General features: G+C 54.5%; 21 protein-coding genes. 6 read left to right on the top strand and 15 right to left on the bottom strand.

From position 1 onward, the window contains the following. Window positions 1–5: 5 nt before the first annotated feature. Window positions 6–1,034: an ABC transporter permease subunit gene (locus GN111_RS32665; RefSeq protein WP_155307754.1), complete on the bottom strand. Its 1,029-nt coding sequence runs from the start codon at window positions 1,032–1,034 to the stop codon at window positions 6–8. Window positions 1,035–1,473: 439 nt separating this feature from the next. Between GN111_RS32665 and GN111_RS32660 the strand changes: the two genes are divergently transcribed. Next, a complete protein-coding gene (locus GN111_RS32660; RefSeq protein ID WP_155307753.1) occupies window positions 1,474–2,673 on the top strand; it encodes a M24 family metallopeptidase in 1,200 nt (399 codons plus the stop codon). Window positions 2,674–2,764: 91 nt separating this feature from the next. On the opposite strand, the gene rpsI is transcribed toward GN111_RS32660, so the two are convergent. Together rpsI and rplM are read right to left on the bottom strand one after the other, a co-directional pair. Beyond that, the gene (gene rpsI / locus GN111_RS32655; RefSeq protein ID WP_155307752.1) at window positions 2,765–3,160 is read right to left on the bottom strand and encodes a 30S ribosomal protein S9; all 396 of its coding nucleotides are present in this window, start codon (window positions 3,158–3,160) and stop codon (window positions 2,765–2,767) included. A gap of 44 nt (window positions 3,161–3,204) precedes the next feature. Continuing rightward, on the bottom strand, window positions 3,205–3,642 hold the full coding sequence (gene rplM, locus GN111_RS32650; protein WP_155307751.1) for a 50S ribosomal protein L13: 438 nt from the start codon (window positions 3,640–3,642) through the stop codon (window positions 3,205–3,207). A gap of 200 nt (window positions 3,643–3,842) precedes the next feature. On the opposite strand from rplM, the gene GN111_RS32645 reads away from it, so the two are divergent. The 4 genes from GN111_RS32645 (at window position 3,843) to GN111_RS32630 (ending at window position 6,323) form a co-directional block, all read left to right on the top strand. Then, a complete protein-coding gene (locus tag GN111_RS32645) occupies window positions 3,843–4,460 on the top strand; it encodes a class IV adenylate cyclase (RefSeq protein WP_155307750.1) in 618 nt (205 codons plus the stop codon). 47 nt (window positions 4,461–4,507) lie between these two features. Next, on the top strand, window positions 4,508–5,317 hold the full coding sequence (locus tag GN111_RS32640) for a substrate-binding periplasmic protein (protein ID WP_155307749.1): 810 nt from the start codon (window positions 4,508–4,510) through the stop codon (window positions 5,315–5,317). Window positions 5,318–5,364: 47 nt separating this feature from the next. Continuing rightward, a complete protein-coding gene (locus GN111_RS32635; RefSeq protein ID WP_155307748.1) occupies window positions 5,365–5,859 on the top strand; it encodes a GNAT family N-acetyltransferase in 495 nt (164 codons plus the stop codon). Window positions 5,860–6,020: 161 nt separating this feature from the next. Next, window positions 6,021–6,323 (top strand): hypothetical protein, encoded by a 303-nt coding sequence (locus GN111_RS32630; RefSeq protein WP_155307747.1) that lies wholly within the window; start codon window positions 6,021–6,023, stop codon window positions 6,321–6,323. A gap of 85 nt (window positions 6,324–6,408) precedes the next feature. Here the strand turns inward: GN111_RS32630 and GN111_RS32625 are convergent, their stop codons facing one another. The 12 genes from GN111_RS32625 to tolQ form a co-directional block, all read right to left on the bottom strand. Beyond that, window positions 6,409–6,753, bottom strand: a complete 345-nt coding sequence (locus GN111_RS32625) for a bactofilin family protein (RefSeq protein ID WP_155307746.1) — start codon at window positions 6,751–6,753, stop codon at window positions 6,409–6,411. 74 nt (window positions 6,754–6,827) lie between these two features. Further along, the gene (locus GN111_RS32620) at window positions 6,828–8,387 is read right to left on the bottom strand and encodes a hypothetical protein (RefSeq protein WP_155307745.1); all 1,560 of its coding nucleotides are present in this window, start codon (window positions 8,385–8,387) and stop codon (window positions 6,828–6,830) included. A gap of 30 nt (window positions 8,388–8,417) precedes the next feature. Then, window positions 8,418–9,221, bottom strand: a complete 804-nt coding sequence (locus GN111_RS32615) for an SAM hydrolase/SAM-dependent halogenase family protein (RefSeq protein ID WP_155307744.1) — start codon at window positions 9,219–9,221, stop codon at window positions 8,418–8,420. 8 nt (window positions 9,222–9,229) lie between these two features. Further along, the gene (ruvB, locus tag GN111_RS32610; RefSeq protein WP_155308231.1) at window positions 9,230–10,270 is read right to left on the bottom strand and encodes a Holliday junction branch migration DNA helicase RuvB; all 1,041 of its coding nucleotides are present in this window, start codon (window positions 10,268–10,270) and stop codon (window positions 9,230–9,232) included. A gap of 36 nt (window positions 10,271–10,306) precedes the next feature. Beyond that, on the bottom strand, window positions 10,307–10,924 hold the full coding sequence (gene ruvA, locus GN111_RS32605; RefSeq protein ID WP_155307743.1) for a Holliday junction branch migration protein RuvA: 618 nt from the start codon (window positions 10,922–10,924) through the stop codon (window positions 10,307–10,309). 129 nt (window positions 10,925–11,053) lie between these two features. Next, complete coding sequence (locus GN111_RS32600; RefSeq protein ID WP_155307742.1) at window positions 11,054–11,530, bottom strand: crossover junction endodeoxyribonuclease RuvC; 477 nt, start codon at window positions 11,528–11,530, stop codon at window positions 11,054–11,056. Window positions 11,531–11,615: 85 nt separating this feature from the next. After that, the gene (gene ybgF / locus GN111_RS32595) at window positions 11,616–12,518 is read right to left on the bottom strand and encodes a tol-pal system protein YbgF (RefSeq protein ID WP_170302569.1); all 903 of its coding nucleotides are present in this window, start codon (window positions 12,516–12,518) and stop codon (window positions 11,616–11,618) included. A gap of 235 nt (window positions 12,519–12,753) precedes the next feature. Beyond that, the gene (pal, locus tag GN111_RS32590) at window positions 12,754–13,353 is read right to left on the bottom strand and encodes a peptidoglycan-associated lipoprotein Pal (RefSeq protein WP_155307740.1); all 600 of its coding nucleotides are present in this window, start codon (window positions 13,351–13,353) and stop codon (window positions 12,754–12,756) included. Window positions 13,354–13,384: 31 nt separating this feature from the next. Continuing rightward, entirely contained in the window at window positions 13,385–14,704 is a 1,320-nt protein-coding gene (gene tolB, locus GN111_RS32585) for a Tol-Pal system beta propeller repeat protein TolB (RefSeq protein WP_155307739.1), read from the bottom strand. 72 nt (window positions 14,705–14,776) lie between these two features. Beyond that, complete coding sequence (locus tag GN111_RS32580) at window positions 14,777–15,682, bottom strand: TonB C-terminal domain-containing protein (RefSeq protein WP_155307738.1); 906 nt, start codon at window positions 15,680–15,682, stop codon at window positions 14,777–14,779. Further along, a complete protein-coding gene (gene tolR / locus GN111_RS32575) occupies window positions 15,682–16,122 on the bottom strand; it encodes a protein TolR (RefSeq protein WP_155307737.1) in 441 nt (146 codons plus the stop codon). The genes GN111_RS32580 and tolR overlap by 1 nt, the downstream gene beginning before the upstream one ends. Window positions 16,123–16,133: 11 nt before the next feature. Continuing rightward, window positions 16,134–16,847 carry a protein TolQ gene (tolQ, locus tag GN111_RS32570; RefSeq protein WP_155307736.1) on the bottom strand — a complete coding sequence of 238 codons (714 nt, stop codon included), beginning with the start codon at window positions 16,845–16,847 and terminating at the stop codon, window positions 16,134–16,136. A gap of 271 nt (window positions 16,848–17,118) precedes the next feature. Between tolQ and GN111_RS32565 the strand changes: the two genes are divergently transcribed. Further along, window positions 17,119–17,688: an HD domain-containing protein gene (locus GN111_RS32565; RefSeq protein WP_155307735.1), complete on the top strand. Its 570-nt coding sequence runs from the start codon at window positions 17,119–17,121 to the stop codon at window positions 17,686–17,688. The last annotated feature ends 50 nt before the right edge of the window (window positions 17,689–17,738 follow it).

Genomic DNA, 17,738 nt, shown 5'->3' with positions numbered 1-17,738 from the left:
TTGCGTTATTCGAATTTCACCCGCGGGTCAACGGCTGCCACACACATGTCGGACAGGATGTTGCCCACCAGGAATAAAATGCTGGAAATCGCCAATACGCCCATCACCACCGGGTAATCCCGCTCCACCACGGATTCGTATCCCAGCAGTCCCATGCCGTCGATATTGAACACCTTCTCCACCAGGAAAGAGCCGGAAAGGATCACGCTGATGTTATTGCCGAACGTGGTGGCGATGGGGATCAGGCTGTTTCTCAAGGCGTGCCCGAAAACGGCGCCCTTGAAGGTGAGCCCCTTGGCCATGGCCGTACGGACGTAATCGGCGGCCAGATTGTCCATGAGGGTATTTTTCATCAGAAAGGTCATGAAACTGAAGGCGCCGATCAGGTAGGCCGCCAGCGGCATCACCGTATGCCAGGCCAGATCCAGCACCTTGCCCCACAAAGATAGGTTTTCGAAATTCTCGCCAACCAGTTCTCCCAGGGGGAACACTTCCCAGTGGGAGGCGAACAGCAGGATCATCAGGATGCCGGCCACCCACCCGGGAATGGCATAGCCGACAAAGACCAGAACGGACGAAGCGTCGTCGAAAACGCTCTTGTGACGGATCGCCTTGGCAATGCCCAAAGGAATGCAGATCCCGTACATGGCCACCATGGTCAACAACCCGAAGTAAAGCGATATAGGAATCCGGTCCCGGATCATCTCCCACACCGGATCGTAATAGCGGGTGGAGGTGCCCAGGTCCCCGCGCACGATTTTTCCCAGCCAGAGAGCGTAGCTGACCAGGGCGGGCTTGTCGAAGCCGTAGTATTGTTTAAGCAGTTCGATCTGGTCGTCGGACAAGGGTTGGCGCTGGACTGCCTCTGACACAGCGGCCCCTCCCCCGCCCTCCAGGGCCTGCTGCTGGGCCTGGGCGATGATGCGCTCGATGGGACCGCCGGGCACGAATCGGGTAATCACGAAAATGAGAACCGTGATCCCGACAAAGGTGGGCACGACGAGCAGAAAACGGCGAATGAAGTATGCGGTCATAGGGGCCTGTGGCTCGGTGACGACACCGATGGATTCTTATGCAGGGCACAAGTCAATGGAAACGTCAACATACATGAACCATAGCTCCATTTCAAGGATGCCTTGTTGGTTCACGGTTCCCATGCTCCGCGTGGAATCAAGGTTTGACCTTAGTGGCTGGGTTTATCCCCACCTTTACGATCCGGGCGCGGATAAACCGCTGACCTACACTACATCAGAGTTTGGAAGCAGGCCGTACTCACTGTCACCGCCATATGCCGTTTTGGTTTGGCCTACGCCAAACCCTCTGTGTTCTCTGTAATCTCAGTGTGTTAAATATGCATAGGTGCCCCACCCCTTGACTTTTCACGAGGCCGGGTTTTATTTTGAATGGCATCCGCTCCTGAAACCGATTTCAGCCACCACATACTTGTATAGAAAGAGAAAGGACCCTGCGCCCATGCCCCCGGAACAAACCTTTACACCGCCTTCCGAAATCGATGCCCGCATTCAAGGTCTTCAGGCATCTCTTCAACAGGAGGGCGTCGACGGCGCCCTGATCGTACAGAATACCGACCTGTTCTATTTTTCCGGGACCATCCAGCAGGCCCATCTCTACGTCCCGGCAGAAGGCCCCCCGCTTCTCATGGTCCGCAAAAGCCTGGAGCGGGCCCAAGATGAATCGCCCTTGGTCAATATTCTACCCCTTCCAAGTCCCAAGAAGCTGCCGGATATCATCGATGAGCACGGTCTGAAGCCGCCGGCGGTCCTGGGAATGGAACTGGATGTGCTGCCGGCCAACAACTACTTCGCCTATCGAAAAATATTTCCCCAGAGCGACATCCGGGATATTTCGGTTCAGATTCGCACCCTTCGTGCCGTGAAATCGCCCTATGAACTGGATCTGATCCGGCAGGCGGCGGCCTTTTCCGACCAGATTGCCGGTCTCATGCCCAATCTGCTTCAACCGGGGATGACGGAAATCGAACTGGCGGGCCTGGTCGAGGCCCAGGCCCGCCGATTAGGCCACCAGGGAATCGCTCGCATGCGTCTGTTCGGCGCCGAAATGTTCTACGGGCATCTCATGGCCGGCCCCTCGGCAGCCGTACCGAGCTTTCTGGCATCGCCCACCGGGGGTGCCTCGGTCAGTCCGGCCGTGGCCCAGGGGGCCGGATTCCGCAAAATCCAGCGCAACGAACCGATTCTGTTGGATTACGTGTTTGCCTGGCAGGGGTACATCAGCGATCATGCTCGCATCTTCTCCATCGGCCGCCTGCCCCGGATGCTGGTAGAGGCCCACGCGCACATGCTGGACGTTCAGGAACACGTCAAGAAGATGGCCACGCCGGGGACCACCACCGGCGATCTCTATGAAGCCGCCGTGGAAATGGCCCAAGAAAAGGGCCTGGCCGCAAATTTCATGGGAGCGGGGGATGACCGTATCCGCTTTATCGGCCACGGGGTGGGACTGGAGGTGGACGAGTTCCCCTTCCTTGCCAAGGGGCAGAAAACGAAGCTGCAGGAGGGAATGACGATTGCGCTGGAACCGAAGATGATCTTTCCCGGCAAAGGGGTCGTCGGTATCGAAAACACCCACGTGGTCACGCCCGCCGGACTTCGTCAACTCACCCGTGCAGAGGAGCAGATCGTTACCGTCTGAATCCGCTGACATAAAAACCTGACCCGCCAACACAAAAAGGGAGCAGAATCCGATCTGCTCCCTTTTTTTATTTGAAATGGAACCGCTAAAATTAACGCTTGGAGAACTGGAACCGTGCCCGGGCACCCTTCTGCCCGTATTTTTTACGCTCTTTTTCTCTCGGGTCACGCTTGACGAATCCGGCTCTTTTCAGGGTCGGCCGCAAATCCGGATCGAACTGGATCAGGGCTTTGGTGATGCCGTGGCGTACCGCGCCGGCCTGTCCGGAGATCCCACCGCCGTGGACTTTGATCTTGATGTCAAAGGCATCCAGATTGTTGGTCAGGGTCAGGGGCTGACGCAGGATGGTTCTGGCCGTGCTGACGGCAAAATACTCGTCGGCGGGACGATCATTCACGGTAATGACGCCCGTGCCGGGTTGAATCCAGGTTCGGGCAATGGCGTTCTTGCGTTTTCCGGTAGCGTAATAAGTTTTCTCTGTTGCCATGTTTTTCCCCAATACTCGACGTTATAGCGTGATTCGGCGATATTTTATTGGATGGTCATCGTTTCCGGCTGCTGGGCCTCGTGGGGGTGCTGATCCCCGGCGTAAACCTTGAGCTTTTTGAACAGTTTGCGGCCCAGACTGTTTTTGGGCAGCATCCCCTTGACGGCGAAACGGATGACGTCTTCGGGGCGTTTTTCCATCAGCTTTCTGGCGGTGATGGTCTTCAATCCCCCGATGTAACCGCTGTGGCGGTAGTAATTTTTCTTGTCCATCTTTTTGCCGGTCATTACGATCTTTTCGGCATTGATCACCACCACGGAATCCCCCGTGTCCGCATGGGGCGTGAAAAGCGGATTGTGCTTGCCACGCAAGGTTGCGGCAACTTTGGAGGCCAGCCGGCCCAAGACTTCACCCTCAGCGTCGACAACCCACCATTTGTCAGGATTGTCTGAATTTTTAGCACTGTACGTATATTTTTTCACCTTTTAACTCCTGTTCGTTTCTTAGAATCAGGGAGTATTAATTGATAATCCCATGTGTGTCAAGGAAAAATGTTGGCTCCGGACGGGCAACCGTATTCGGGATGAGGGCATGATAAAATCACATATCTTCAAATCGGTTGCCCTGTCACAAGCGGGTTAATCTTTGACATTGACGTCAATTTCTGCAATTTTCCACTATCATGGAACATCTTGAAATCGAATTGAAATTTTATGTTTCCGACCTCGATTCTTTGCGTGCCAGGCTCTCGAATCTGGGTGCCGTCCGCACCGGGCAGTCCACCTTGGAGCACAACATCCGTTATGAAACCGAAGACGACCGTCTGCTGAAAAACAAATGCCTGCTCCGCCTGCGCAAGGATCGTCAAACCACCCTGACGTTTAAATCGCCGCCGCCGGAAAAAGACGATCGTTTCAAGGTCTACCGCGAACTGGAGGTGAGCCTTTCCGATTTTGAAACCATGGACGCCATTTTAAATGCCCTGGGCTTCTTTCGCCGCCAGGTTTACGAGAAGCGACGCGAAACCTGGCAGTTGAACGACGCCCTGTTGTGCCTGGACGCCATGCCGTTTGGTTCTTTTCTGGAAATCGAGGGCCACCCGGACACCATTACACAGGGCATTCGCGATCTGGGGCTTGCCTGGGAGCATCGCATCCTCGTCAACTACCTGGGGATGTTTGAAATCCTGAAGAAAAAGGAAGGCTGGGCCTTTTTTGACGTGACCTTCGACAACTTCGCGGATGTACGCTTCTCCTTTGAGCGTTACCGCCATCTTTTCGAAGCCGGCAACAATGGATAAAGGATTCCGTTGAGCCCTATTAGCAAATATAACTGCCTGGGAAATGTATGATAAGAATCAGTTTGCTTTTACTGTTTATTCTTTCAGGCGGATATGCCTGGATATGCCGTATTGTGCCTGTATTTGCAGAGGAATTAAAGGTTTTGACTGTCGAGGAGCCTCCCAGCAGTTTTTTGAATGATAAAGGAACGCCTGAGGGATTTTCAGTCGATATTGTCCGTGAAATTCAGCGTCGTATAAACAATCACGATCCCATACAATTTGTGTCGGAAATTAGAGCCCTGCAAACGGCTTCGAAATATCCCAATGTTGTCCTTTTCAGTTTTACCCGGACAAAGAACCGCGAGGATGAATTTCACTGGATTATGCTTCTTATGCGCAAGCCTTGGGTGATGTATTCAAAAAAAGGATCCAATTTTAACATAAAGAATCTTGAAGATGCGGGTAAGATGAAACGCATTGGTGTGGTCCGGGGAGATGTCCGTGCGGCACATCTTGAGCAGATGGGTTTTACAAATCTCGAAATGGTAGCGACACATGAGCAGAACGTAAAGAAACTGCTGATAAACCGAATCCAATTGCTTTTTTACGAGCCGCAGGGAATGTCGTTTGTATGCGGGAAACTGGGCATCCGTATGTCAGAATTCGAGCCGGTGTTGAAAACGAAACCATCGGAAGTATATATCATGATGTCAAAACAGGGAACGAATCCTGAAACAGTAAGAAAATGGCGTGATGCAGGCCGGATGATCAAAGAGGACGGGACTTTTCAGAGCATCGCGGAAAAGTGGTCAAAAATTATTTACAAACAGAATCGAATTGTCTGTGAAGTTAAAAACGGAGCTTTGGATTTCTGAAATCATCAAAAGAGTCCTATTTCGCCGTATCATGAAGATGAAACGATATGATCATTCGTTCGGCAAAAATAGTGGATACAGAAAAAATCGCTTTAACCCATAGCGCTTCCATTACGGTCCTGTGTTCCGAATACTACCCGCCGGAGAATATTGCCGGTTGGGTGGAAGTTCTTTCTCCCGACATCTATGAAAATGCCATAAAAGAAAAAGTCATGATCGTCGCCGAGGATGAAGATGAAATCCTCGGACTGGGCATTCTGGACCTTGAACGAAAACAAATCGGAGCGATCTATATTCATCCAAAGGTCAAAGGGAGAGGAATCGGAAGGCGTCTATTGCTGAAACTGGAGGAAATTGCCTCGAAAAACGAAACGGATCAGTTGACCTTGTGCGCAACCATCAACGCTTATGGTTTCTATAAACACCAAAGCTACACTGGTGCAAAGAAAATGCTCCATGAACTGCCCAACGGCGTCGGACTTGAGTGCATTCAAATGCACAAGACGTTCAATAAGACCGATAAGCCTGCAATAGACGTGTAGACAAGAACACGCGATAAAACGCTGCGGGCCTGTTCTGTTATAGCGGCCTGTGAGGCAAAGCGAGAAATATGAAATGGAAATCCGCAGGCATCCTACTCTCACTGGCCATGATTTTCCTTTCTTCATCCTGCACAAACGATCATTTCAATAAAGGAGGTGGGATGCAAGATGACAGAATAAACTTCGATGGGAATGCTCAAAACAGAGATCGTGCCATAAAACTTCTCGATGAAATATTAAAAGAGCAAGGCGATTTTGGCGTCTATGGCGATCTCAGCCACGGTCTGACGGAAATTTTGAAAGCGAACGGAGTTGATATCGCAGAAAAGAAGCACTTTTTAGAGGTAAGTATTTATCCGATATCCGGCCAAGGCCATGATTTTTCCTTCAATATTGACATCAAAGAGAAAAAATTGATCGATCTGGTTGTCGGTGAAATCGAACCCCAACCCGAAATTCGATGATCGCATCGGCCAAGCCGACAATCACAACCCGACCACAATAGGCAGCGGTCGAAAGGACCGCTTCTGCTCACATCGACACAGGCGATTACTTCTTGGCTTTGACCGGTCCCTTGCAGCTTACCTTGGCATCCAGCCGGCCGCCGGCTTCCACAACCAGGTCGCCGCAGACGATCTCGCCCGAGCATTTTCCCGTTGACAGAATCACCAGTTGCCCTGTCGTTTCCACCCGGCCTTCAAAACTGCCGCCCACGGTCATGGTCTGGGCATGGGTATCCGCCGCGATATGCCCTTCCTCGCTGATCACCACGCTTTCGCCGGTCAGAGTGCCTTTAACGACTCCCTTGACGACCAGGTTGCCGTTGCCCACGACGGAACCTTCTACCGTCATCCCCTTGTCAATGATGGAAAACTTGCTGCCTTTATCTTTCACGGTCAATCTCCTGATCAGGGGTTCTCACAAGGGTTCTCAATGGATGCCGTTCATTTCAACACCGCAAGCAACGATTAAAACCGGGAGCGGCTGTCTTCCCTGGCGGACGGTGCAGCACCGTCTGTCAAGGAGGGATCTTCAACCGGGGCTGCGGCCGGGGGGTCCGGAGCGGCAGTGTCGCTGTCCGGCGCCTTTCCGGTTGTCTCCGGCTTGTCTGCCGATTCCGGGGTCACCGTATCCTCGGCGGGTTTTTCCTGGCTATCGGTTGCAGGTGTGGGTGCTGCTCTGTCGGCTGGAGGTGCAGGAAGGCTGACGGGGATCGTCTCTTCCAGCAACGCATTTCCAGAGGTGTCGAACACATAAACGGTGGCCGATTCGTACATCGAAGGGTCGGCCACCCCCCGGGCCTTGATTTCCATGTCCTTGAACCGCGAAATCCGGAATGCCTGCCCTCTGTTTCCCTCCGGCTGGCCGTCCACCACCGTTACACGCGGCATGGTCAGCCACGAATCTTGATCTTCCTGACCGGTTTTCAGGACAACTACGCAACGCCCAGCCACGGGAGCAGAATACTTACCGGCGTTTTTGACCCGAAAGCGCGCCATGAGGGTTTTATTGGCGGCATCGTGGGTCAGCACCAAATCAGCCACGGCGACCGCGGCCTTTTTCGGTGCAGCAGCGACTGCTTCCTCGGCGGGCTGGTCGACCGACGGCTTTACCGATTCGCCTTTAGCCGCGGAGACGGATGGCGGAAGCGTAATCGGATAATCCTTTTCGATAATGGGATCTTCGGAGGAATCGAACACATACACCCGGGCAGTATCGAAAACGGACGGATCCGTTTCTGCCGGCGCCATGAGTTCCATGTCGATAAATCTCGAAATTCGAAATGCCCGCCCATTTTCGCCGTCGGGGACGCCGTCAACGAGGGTGACCTTGGGCAGGGCCAGCCAGGAATCGGGTTCCAGATTGTCGTTTTTCAGCACCACAACGCATTTCCCCGCCACCTTGGAAGATCCGGGCGCGTTATTGTTTACTCGGAAGCGGGCCATTAGAATTTTCTTTTGGGTATCGTGATTGATGGTCAGCTCGCCCAATGCCACCGCTGCTGGCTTTTCTTTCTCTTTTTCTGCGGTCGACGCAGCTGAGGAAAAATCCGTTTCGGCGGGTTTGGCGGTTTCCCCGGGCGGCGTTGAAGTCTCTTTTTCGGATTCCCGGGCCGGAGCGGCTTCAGGCGTCGTTTTCTCCTCCGGCGACTTTTCGGCCTCTTCGTCGGACGCCGTAGTATCCGGTTGTTTCATGGAAGATTGCCACGAGACCCGTTCGCGTCGTTTGGTAACCGGCAAACCGGCTTCTTCCATGCGAACTTCCGCCAGCACCAGTTCGGCGGTAATCAGTTCGACCTCGCTTTTGTAGTGGTTTAACTGGCGATTGGCATCTGCCAGCAAATCCTTAGTTTTCCGGTGTCTGACCTTTTCCGCGGTCCACTGCCATCCCAGGCCGGCGCAAAGCAATCCCAAAATCACCAACAAAACGGCCAATGTCAACGCGATGCCTTTGATTCGCTTGAACGGAACGATGCGCCCGTCGTCGGCGACCAGCAAAAGCTGCCATCGATTCTCGGTTTTTGCCATGGGTCACAATTTCCTTTTTTCAATCCGCCGTCAAAGGAGTTGAACGCGAACCCGCCGATCCTTTCCGGTTTGAAGCATTCGCCGGGCGTTTCCGCAGTTCACCGCGATTTCAAGCAGCCCCCGGCTTCCGATAATGGCCAACGGTGCGTTTTCGGCTGCCTGGTCATAGGAATCGACGATGGTTCCGATGGGCGTGTCTGCCAGCACCACGGCCACCTGGCTTCCGGCCGCCCCTTTGCAGAGCCGTTCGATGGCGAGTTCGTCGATATTGGTCATCAGATTGCCGAATCGATCGGCGGCAACCACCACACCCTCGATACCATCCCGGCTGGAAAAGCGGTATCGGGGCATTTTTCCCGTAACGATATCCGCAGGATCGACCGGCGGCCCCAATTCGGCCAATGGCAGGCCGGCGGCCAGATGCGCGGCGACCGGTGCAAAAATATCCCGCCCATGAAAGGTGCGGCTCACGGGAGTCAGAAAATAGCGTCGGCTCTCCACCGAAACGACGGAGGTCTCCGAAGAATTTTTAAACACGCCTTCGATCAGGCCGTTATCCGGCGCAACAAAGCGCCGCCCGCTGCAATCCACAGCCAGAATCCGGCGCCGCCCTCCCACGCCCGGATCCACCACGGTGACAAAAACCGTACCTTCCGGAAAATAGGGAGCCGCCGCCTGTAAAATGAATGCCCCGTGGGCGATATTCTGCGGTTCAATCTGATGGCAGACGTCTACCACGCGGATGCCGGGGTCGATTCCGGCGATCACCCCCTTCATGACACCCACATATTCGTCGCAGGTGCCGAAATCGGTAAGCAGGGCAATCAGCGCCATGGGCCCTTTTAAAAAAGCTTCTGCTGAATCGGCAGGTTCAGATGGCGATAGGCCGCTTCGGAAACCTTGCGCCCCGATGAGGTCCGGATCACCATGCCGATCTTCAACAGATAGGGTTCCACCACGTCCACCAGGGTGTCGGTTTCTTCCTGCAGGGTGGCGGAAATCGCCTCGATTCCCACCGGCCCGCCGCCATAGTACTCGATGATGGTCTTTAAATAACTATGGTCCAGGCGGGTCAATCCCAGGTTGTCGACCCCTTCCAATGCCAGGGCCGCTTCGACGGTGGAACGGTTGATGGCGCCGTCACCCCTCACCTGGGCGTAATCCCGAACCCGCTTGAGCAGCCGGTTGACAATCCGGGGCGTTCCGCGGGACCGTTTGGCCAGTTCTCCGGCACCTGAAGTGTCGATCCCCACCCCAAGCAGGGCGGCCGACCGGGTCGTGATACGAACCAGATCTTCAAGGCTGTAAAAATCGAGGTTCCGGAAAATGCCGAAGCGATCCCGCAGTGGTGCGGAAAGCAAACCGACGCGGGTAGTCGCCCCCACCAGGGTAAAGCACTTCAGTCGATACCGGTGGCTGCGTGCATGAATTCCCTTGTCGAAAACGAAATCGACGGCGAAATCCTCCATGGCCGGATAGAGAAATTCCTCCACGGTTTTGGGCGTTCGATGGATTTCGTCCACAAAGAGAACGTCTCCTTCCCCCAGGTGGGTGAGTATCCCGATCAAATCGCCGCCCTTTTCCAGAGCCGGCCCGGAGGTCACTGTCAGCGTTCCGCCCATCTCATTGGCGATGATGTGCGCCAGGGTGGTTTTGCCCAGCCCCGGCGGGCCGTGAAACAGAACGTGCTCCAGGGGTTCGGATCTGATCTTGGCTGCTTCGATGGCGATCTTCAATGTCTCCACGACCTCGGCCTGGCCGATGTATTCGTCCAGCCGTTCGGGGCGCAGGGAGAGAATCTCGGGATCCCGATCGTCAGGCTGCATGGCGCCTTTGACGATGGAGGTCTCGTCCGAACGATGGGTCAGGATTGAATCCGACATATCGGTGTCCGTATCCGGGGCAACGGTTTTCATTGTTTATTCCCGCTGTCCGCGATAGATTTCATCGAAAAGATCCTCCGCCGTAGCGATACGGCTGTCCCGTTTCATCGCCTCGGCGACCATCTGCCTGGCATCGGTGGTTTTGTATCCCAACTGAGAAATCAGGACGTCCATCACCATCTGGACAAAATCCTCATCTGCAGGAACCGTTGGGGCATTTTTCTCATGCCGGATCAGTGCGAATCGGTTCATCTTGCCCTTCAGGGAAGCCACGATTTTATGGGCCGTGCGATCTCCGATACCGCTCAGCCGTTTCAGCGTCTTGACATCACCGCTCTCAATGGCGTGGGCGATATCCCCGACAGGGATATTCAATGCCTTGACAGCCTTTAAGGGGCCGATGGCTTCAACCGAGATGAAGTACTGAAAAAACTCCTTTTCTGCTTCCAGGTTGAAACCGATCAACACCGGCTTGGGTTGACGTTCCGTCTGCTGGTAGTAGATATGCAGGGAGACTTCATCCCCGATCTCCTTATCGGCCAAAGACTCCATGACAACCACCGGGACAAGAATTTCGTATCCCACATGGCCCACCAGAAGCAGGATCCGGTCCTGCTCCTTTTTCATCAATCTGCCTTCAAGGTATCCGATCATCTTTTAGCCTAACGTAGTTCCAATCGGGTTTCAGATAATGCTTTGGGCAAGGCCAGAGGGAGGAAGCTGTATTATCGAATACTGCGACGACCGATAACGCAGATCCAAAGCATTATCTGGAATCCGATCTCACCTGTGACGGAACAGGCCGATTAATGCCAGCCCCAGTGCATCGGAAGCATGAAAGGGCCGGATAGGAGCCTTTGCACCGAGGGAACTTCGCACCGCCCGTTCCAGTTGTTCCTTGGTCGCCTTTCCGTTTCCGGTCAGGATTTGTTTCGCCTGGCGCACCGGCACCTCGGTCAGCGGGACGCCGGACTGGGTACCGGCCAGCAGCAATACCCCGCAGACTTTGCCCAGAACGATACCCGACTGGGGATATTTTTCAAGGGAAAAGACATCCTCGAGAACCATGAGGTCAGGCCTTTCATCGGCCAGAACCCGACAGATTTTAGTATAGATCAGCTCCAGACGCTGGGCAACGGGCTCCTTCTTGGAGGTGGAAATGTTGCCGTAAGCATATTCGCAGATATCCAGCCCGCTACCGCAAACAATACCGATGCCGGTATCCGCCAGGCCGGGATCGATGCCGAGTACTTTCATCATGGCTGGTTATTGCAGCCCCAGTTCTCTCTTACCGAGGCCGCAGGGGCTGAATGAGGGCTGGAAGACCGTCCGTTGCACGGGGAAATTATAAGGCTTCCAATTTCTGTTTGGCGATAGCAGCTTCATTGGTACCGGGGTGTTTGTCGATCAGTTCTTTGAGTACCAGGCGGGCGTTGTTGATTTCTCCGATTTTCACAAAAGCCAATCCCTGCTTCAGCAATGCCGCCGGGATCTTGTTGCCCGAAGGATATTTCTCAATCACTTTCTGGTATTCAAGGATGGCCTTCTCATACCACTTTTCACGGTAATAGGTTTCGCCGATCCAGAACTGGGCGTTGTCGGCATGCTGAGACTTGGGGTAGGTCGCGATCAGTTGCTCAAAGCCCTTCCGGGACGCTTCCATGCGACCGTCGTCGAAGGCGCGTTTGGACTCCAGGTAAAGGGCCTGATCCGAAGCCGGCTTTGCTGCAGCGGCTTTCGCCGGTGGCTTCGATGGCTGACTTGATTTACGAACTCCTGCGCCTTCCAGGTTCAGGTATTGGTCGATCGTTTCGATCCGCTTCTGGATGGCAGCCGAATCGGCGGCCAGCCGATCCATGCGTTCCTGATTTTTCTGTTGGCTTTCCTCGTACCCTTTGAGCTTTTTGTTGACCAGGTAATCCATCTCCTCCAGTTGTCCGGAGAGCATCTGGGATTCCTGCCGAAGCGCATCGAGTTGGGCCGCCAGTTCGGCATACTGAGATCTTAAGGCCATCTCGTCTTCCCGGCGGTTCTGATCCAATCCCTCTACCCGGCTCGAGATATTCTTCTTGGCTTCAAGCATCTCGCGATTGAGCTGCTGCAATTCGCGATTCTGCTTTTCAAGGTCCAGATTTCTCCGCTCCAGAGCGGAAAGGCGGTGGTCCAGCGTATAAACGTCATCCTGAAGTGCGCATCCGCTAAGCAATACCGCCGCTATCAAGCCGATTCGCAATACGTGGCTTCTCATGGTCATCCTCCCGCGATGCCGCCGGTCAAGGGCACCCTTTGACCGACACCCATTGCCGCCCAATACAGAATATGCAGCAACGGCCATGTTTCAAGCCGCATGCTGCATATTCGTCGGTCCATCAGTGGTAAGAACGTTGCCGTCCCGGTCGTACGATTCACTGCATCGTTATCCGGCGGATTCGCCACGGGCAACCGGAAAACGATGCAGCGAAAGACGTCAACAAGAAAAAAATTTACTCGAGAACGAAGGTGGCGCGCCGGTTCTTAGCCCAGGCTTCTTCGTTGTGGGCCATGTCCACGGGCCGCTCTTCGCCATAGCTGATGGTGGTCATGCGCGCACCGAAAATTCCCAGGTTAACCAGGAAGGTTTTGGCGCTTTCGGCACGACGTTCACCCAAGGCCAGGTTGTAGGCGTTAGTTCCTCTTTCGTCGCAATGCCCCTCGATGACCACGCTGGCATCGGGATTGGCTCTCATCCACATGGCCTTTTCCTTCAGCAACTCCTGAGCCTGATAGCTCAAAACGGATTTGTCGAAGTCAAAATAGATGTTCTCGTTGAGAAAACGATTTTTGGCCATCATCAGATCACGTTCCATGGCCTCAGCCTTTAGTTGCTCGGCACGTTCGGCGGCCAAGCGCTCCTCTTCCAGTTGTTTCTGGCGATCCAGTTCGGCCTGTTTCGCTAACTCAGCCTGCCGGGCGGCATCATCGCCAGCCGTTGCATCCGTGGTCGACGGTTCCGTGGAAACGGTTTTTTTGGCACAGGAAACGGTAAACAGCATGGCAGGAACGATCAATACCAATGCCAAAATAATCCACTTTCTTTTCATCATCTTCTCCTCCTTTTTCGGGTACGGATTCGATTCATGGGGTTACGATATTCGGAGACCACTTGGGGTTGGTTTGCTCACCGGGCAAAGTGAGCAGACGTCTTTGGTCGGTTCCGTAAGCGGTCATCACGTAAATCCTGCTTTTTCCCTCCCGCGTCGAGCTGAATGCAATCAGGCTGCCGTCCGGTGACCATGTAGGGGCTTCGTTGCTTCCCTGATTTTCGGTTAACTGAACGGCCTCGCCGTTTTCGGGGTCAATGGTAAAGATATCGATGACGCCACTTTTCATGGCGGAATAAGCAATCCGATCTCCCTTGGGGGACCAGCTGGGCTGGGTATTGTAACGGCCTTCGAACGTCAACCGTTGAACCCGGCCGGAATCGGTGTCGAGAATATAAATCTGGGGATTACCCGCACGCCTGGAAACGAATGCCAGTCGTTTTCCGTCCGGCGCCCATGTTGGCTCCCCGTCAATCCCCACGCTGTTTGTCAATCTTTTAATCACTTTCCCATTTCCGGTCAACAAATAAATTTCCAGGTCACCGGAAAAAGAAAGGCCCGCAGCCAGTTTGAATTCACCGGGAACCCACGCCGCTACGGCCTGCAGGCCCGGCTTGTCGATACCTGACCAGCGCTTCTCTTTGACATTCTGAATGCGGATTTGCGGGCGTTTGTTGGCATAGGTGGTATAGGCAATCCAGCGGCCGTCCGATGACCAGTCGGGAAACAGCGAAATGCTGTTGTGCCGGGTAAACTGCTGGACGTTGCTACCGTCGAAATCACTCAGGTAAATCTCTTTGTGACCGGTTCCGTTGGAGACAAAAGCCAGTTTCGAATCGAAAAAACCCCGGCTGCCGGTCACGGCAAAGACCACTTCGCTGCAAAAGCGTCGCGCCACCCGGTTGTAGTCGTCCGGCTTGCCGCGATAGCGCTTGCCCACCAGCATTTTCTGTTTGACAGTGTCGAACAGGCGCAGTTCGAACTGTGCCTCTCCCTCGCGGATCTCCACGCCTCCCGTCACCAGCATCTCGGCTCCGATAACGGTCCAGTTCCGGTAGCGGATGCCGGCGCCGGTGATGTCCATGGCCTGGGGATCCTCCAAAAAAGCGCCCGGATCACTGATGGAAAAATAACCTGTAAATTCGAGATAGTAGGCCAAACGCTGAGCCGCGGATTCGGCCGTGCGCATGGCTGCGCGATCCTGGGCGGGAACTTTGAAAACCGGCACCGCAATGGGCGTCTTGCGCAAAAAGGGATTGGAAATGTCAATATAGTTGTATTGGGCCGCGTTGACCGATGCAGGCAACAGCATCAGCAAAACGGACCAGAAAGCTATCCATCGGTTAAAAATCATAGCGAAACGCGTTCCTCGGCTTGGGGTTGACGTGCGAACGGTGTCACACCTGTCCCTTCTGGATATTATCGGTCAACGGAGTCCCTGGGGGGTGAACCGGACCCCCATTTCCACATATGGTTGATTCAGTCCGGCAGGATGGGGATCCACCGGGTTGGACTTGACGATGGCCTTGTAGGCCTGGTCGTCCAGGTAGGCATTGCCCGACCGGTCCGTAAAAAAGATGTCCCGAATTTCGCCATCGGGCATCACCTTGAAAACGATGGCCGTTACCAGCGATCCGTCACTCCCGGCCAATTGTTCGTTGAAAGCCCAGTGTTTCTGAATCTGAAAAGCCACTTCCAACCGGTACAGATCGATGGTCTCGGCCGTTTTCTTGCCGTCTTCGTTGAAGGGTCCCCCTTTTCCTCCGGCTTTGGCGCCCGTCGGCCCGGCACCGCTTTCCGTCTTTTTCGCCTGGCTGGTCTCCGCTTTGTCGACTTCCTTGCGTAAACGTTCCAAGGCGGATTGCAACGGTTCCGGTTGCGCTTCCTCCGACGTTTCAGCCGGTTTGTCCGCGACTTTGGTCTCCAATTCCTTTATGGCGCGCTTGACCACCTGAGTGGACTTGAAGGTCTTTTTCTTCAACGAAGTTTTAGGCTTAGGCGCCGGTTTGGCGGCCTTCGCGGGTGCCTTTTTCACCACCGGCGGTTTTTTGACCGGTTTCACGGTCTCAGGCTTTTCGACCCGGGGCGTTTTTTTGGGCGTGCCCGTCCGGGTATCCGACTGTTTGGCGGTTTTCTTGAAGGAGACCATGCTGACATCAATCACGGACGGGGCCGGCGGCTTTTCGAAGCGCAGGCTGGGCGTGATGACGAACAGCAGCAGAAACAGCAGGTGGCCGGCAAATGAGATGACCATCGGCTTTAGAACCGACATCTGGCCGTCCCGCCGCTGCTCCTGGCTGAAGGTCCTCGGAACGCGAACGTTCTTTTTCATTACCCTTTTTTACCGGAAGATTTATCCTTGCCGGGATCTTCGTACGGATCGGTTACCATGCCGAGTTTCTCGACGCCGGCGGCCTTGATCTCCGCCATCACGCTCACAACCATACCGTAAGGCACATCCTTGTCCGCCCGGAAAAAGACTTCACGGTCCGTTTTTCCGGCCAGGATCTTCTCCAGTTTTTCCTTGAGAAAATCCGTCCGCACCTGAAAATCGTTGACGTAAACGTTGGATTCCCGGTCAATGGTTACAGTGAGATTTTCCTTGTCCGTGACCATTGGCTTGGCGCTCACCTCGGGCAGGGCCACGTCGACCCCCTGCACCATCATGGGCGCCGTTACCATAAAAATGATGAGCAATACCAGCATGACGTCCACGAAAGGCGTCACGTTGATATCCGACATGAGCCGGTCGCTGCCGCTTCCGATAGCCATACCGCCTCCTTTTATCTGAGGATATCACGGTCGAGAATATTGAGGAAATCGGCCGAGAAACTGTGCAGTTCCGATTCGATCACACGGATCTTCTGCATGAAGTGGTTAAAGGCGATCACGGCGGGGATCGCCACGGCCAGGCCGGCCGCCGTGGCCACGAGGGCTTCGGAAATTCCCGGCGCCACTACGGCCAGACTGGCAGATCCCCGCTGGCCGATGCCGTGGAAGGAGTTCATGATCCCCCAGACCGTTCCGAACAACCCGATGAACGGGGTCGTGTTGCCTGTGGTCGCCAGAAAGGGGACCATTTGGGTGATCCGGGTCATCTCGGTATTGATAGCCCGCCGCAGGGCGCGTTTGACGTTTCCGGAGCCGGAAAATTCCTGGCGCAGGGAGGGGGCATGATCCCCTGAAGCCGCTTCGTCCCCGTTCTTGCCGCCGGTGTTCAGCTTGCGCAATTCCGCATAGCCGATGCGAAAAATGCGCGCCACCGGACTGCCGTCAAGCTGCTTGGCCTTGGTGAAGGCGCCGGCCAGGTCGCGGCTCTTCCAGAAATAATCGATGAAGATGTCCGATTCCTTGAACGCCCTGCGGATGTAACGGATCTTGATGATGATAATCGCCCAGGACATGACGGAGAAAAAAAGCAGCAGCAGCAATACAAACTTCACCATCAGGCTGGCATTGCCGATGATCTGGATATAGTCCATTTCGGTAGCAATCATCTTCGGATCTCCAAATCGTTTGTGAGTGAAGCGCGTTGAAAAGGGATGCACGATTATGGTTTCAAAACGGCGGCACCCCCTGTATTTTGTGTCGTATACCTATACAAACCGCAAGATAGTGTCAAGCAGTTTGCGGATGAAACGTTAGCGGTTCTAGGCTTTGCGGAAAAATGGACTGCAGGCCCTGCCCGTTGCTTCCGGCAATTGCGCCGCCAACCCCGGTTGTGATACCACCGAAGCTGCCTGCAACCCAAAACGAAAAAGAGGGACTATGGACCGTATTGTCGAATTTCTGTTCGAAACCATGCTGTTGAAACGGATCCACCGCACCGGCTACCAGTTTCTGGGACCGGGCAAGGAATCTGTCGCCGAGCACACTTACGGAGTCATGTGCATCGCCTGGACCCTGGCGCGGCTGACCCCCGAGGCCGATACCGGCCATCTGCTGACCATGTGCCTGGTACACGACATGCCTGAAGCCAGAATGGGTGATCTGAACTATGTCCAGAAACGGTACGTGAACGCTAACGAAAAACGGGCTCTGAACCACTTGACCCGCGGCTTGCCCTTCGGCACCGATATCCGGGAACTACTCGACGAGTTTAACGCCGGCGAAACCCTTGAAGCCCAACTGGCCCGGGACGCCGACCAACTGGCGTTTCTGATCGATCTGAAGTCCCTTTCCGACATGGGCTACGCCGCCCCGGAAAAATGGGCCGGACACGTAAAAGAGCGGCTACGGACGCCCGCCGGCATCGAAATGGCGGACTGCATTGGCAGGACGGAATGGGATTCATGGTGGTTGAAATTATTCGTTGACAGCGGTACGAAAGAAAAATAGGTTAGATCCCTTGTACAAAAAATATGGCATTCATTTCAAAAGGGAGGCAG

It is taken from the genome of Desulfosarcina widdelii, assembly GCF_009688965.1.
In the GTDB taxonomy this organism is placed as follows: domain Bacteria; phylum Desulfobacterota; class Desulfobacteria; order Desulfobacterales; family Desulfosarcinaceae; genus Desulfosarcina; species Desulfosarcina widdelii.
The sequence above is the reverse complement of the archived record's forward strand: the minus strand, read 5'-3'. Positions and strand labels throughout refer to the sequence as shown.

What these genes read in the sequence shown, in the direction of transcription:
- GN111_RS32600 (WP_155307742.1), bottom strand. Translation starts at nt 11,530, where the DNA reads ATGATGAAAGTACTCGGCATCGATCCCGGCCTGGCGGATACCGGCATC.
- pal (WP_155307740.1), bottom strand. Translation starts at nt 13,353, where the DNA reads ATGATGAAAAGAAAGTGGATTATTTTGGCATTGGTATTGATCGTTCCT.
- GN111_RS32620 (WP_155307745.1), bottom strand. Translation starts at nt 8,387, where the DNA reads ATGGCAAAAACCGAGAATCGATGGCAGCTTTTGCTGGTCGCCGACGAC.
- tolB (WP_155307739.1), bottom strand. Translation starts at nt 14,704, where the DNA reads ATGATTTTTAACCGATGGATAGCTTTCTGGTCCGTTTTGCTGATGCTG.
- ruvB (WP_155308231.1), bottom strand. Translation starts at nt 10,270, where the DNA reads ATGTCGGATTCAATCCTGACCCATCGTTCGGACGAGACCTCCATCGTC.
- GN111_RS32565 (WP_155307735.1), top strand. Translation starts at nt 17,119, where the DNA reads ATGGACCGTATTGTCGAATTTCTGTTCGAAACCATGCTGTTGAAACGG.
- ybgF (WP_170302569.1), bottom strand. Translation starts at nt 12,518, where the DNA reads ATGAGAAGCCACGTATTGCGAATCGGCTTGATAGCGGCGGTATTGCTT.
- GN111_RS32645 (WP_155307750.1), top strand. Translation starts at nt 3,843, where the DNA reads ATGGAACATCTTGAAATCGAATTGAAATTTTATGTTTCCGACCTCGAT.
- ruvA (WP_155307743.1), bottom strand. Translation starts at nt 10,924, where the DNA reads ATGATCGGATACCTTGAAGGCAGATTGATGAAAAAGGAGCAGGACCGG.
- rpsI (WP_155307752.1), bottom strand. Translation starts at nt 3,160, where the DNA reads ATGGCAACAGAGAAAACTTATTACGCTACCGGAAAACGCAAGAACGCC.
- GN111_RS32635 (WP_155307748.1), top strand. Translation starts at nt 5,365, where the DNA reads ATGATCATTCGTTCGGCAAAAATAGTGGATACAGAAAAAATCGCTTTA.
- GN111_RS32615 (WP_155307744.1), bottom strand. Translation starts at nt 9,221, where the DNA reads ATGGCGCTGATTGCCCTGCTTACCGATTTCGGCACCTGCGACGAATAT.
- GN111_RS32630 (WP_155307747.1), top strand. Translation starts at nt 6,021, where the DNA reads ATGCAAGATGACAGAATAAACTTCGATGGGAATGCTCAAAACAGAGAT.
- GN111_RS32665 (WP_155307754.1), bottom strand. Translation starts at nt 1,034, where the DNA reads ATGACCGCATACTTCATTCGCCGTTTTCTGCTCGTCGTGCCCACCTTT.
- GN111_RS32580 (WP_155307738.1), bottom strand. Translation starts at nt 15,682, where the DNA reads ATGAAAAAGAACGTTCGCGTTCCGAGGACCTTCAGCCAGGAGCAGCGG.
- GN111_RS32660 (WP_155307753.1), top strand. Translation starts at nt 1,474, where the DNA reads ATGCCCCCGGAACAAACCTTTACACCGCCTTCCGAAATCGATGCCCGC.
- GN111_RS32640 (WP_155307749.1), top strand. Translation starts at nt 4,508, where the DNA reads ATGATAAGAATCAGTTTGCTTTTACTGTTTATTCTTTCAGGCGGATAT.
- tolR (WP_155307737.1), bottom strand. Translation starts at nt 16,122, where the DNA reads ATGGCTATCGGAAGCGGCAGCGACCGGCTCATGTCGGATATCAACGTG.
- tolQ (WP_155307736.1), bottom strand. Translation starts at nt 16,847, where the DNA reads ATGATTGCTACCGAAATGGACTATATCCAGATCATCGGCAATGCCAGC.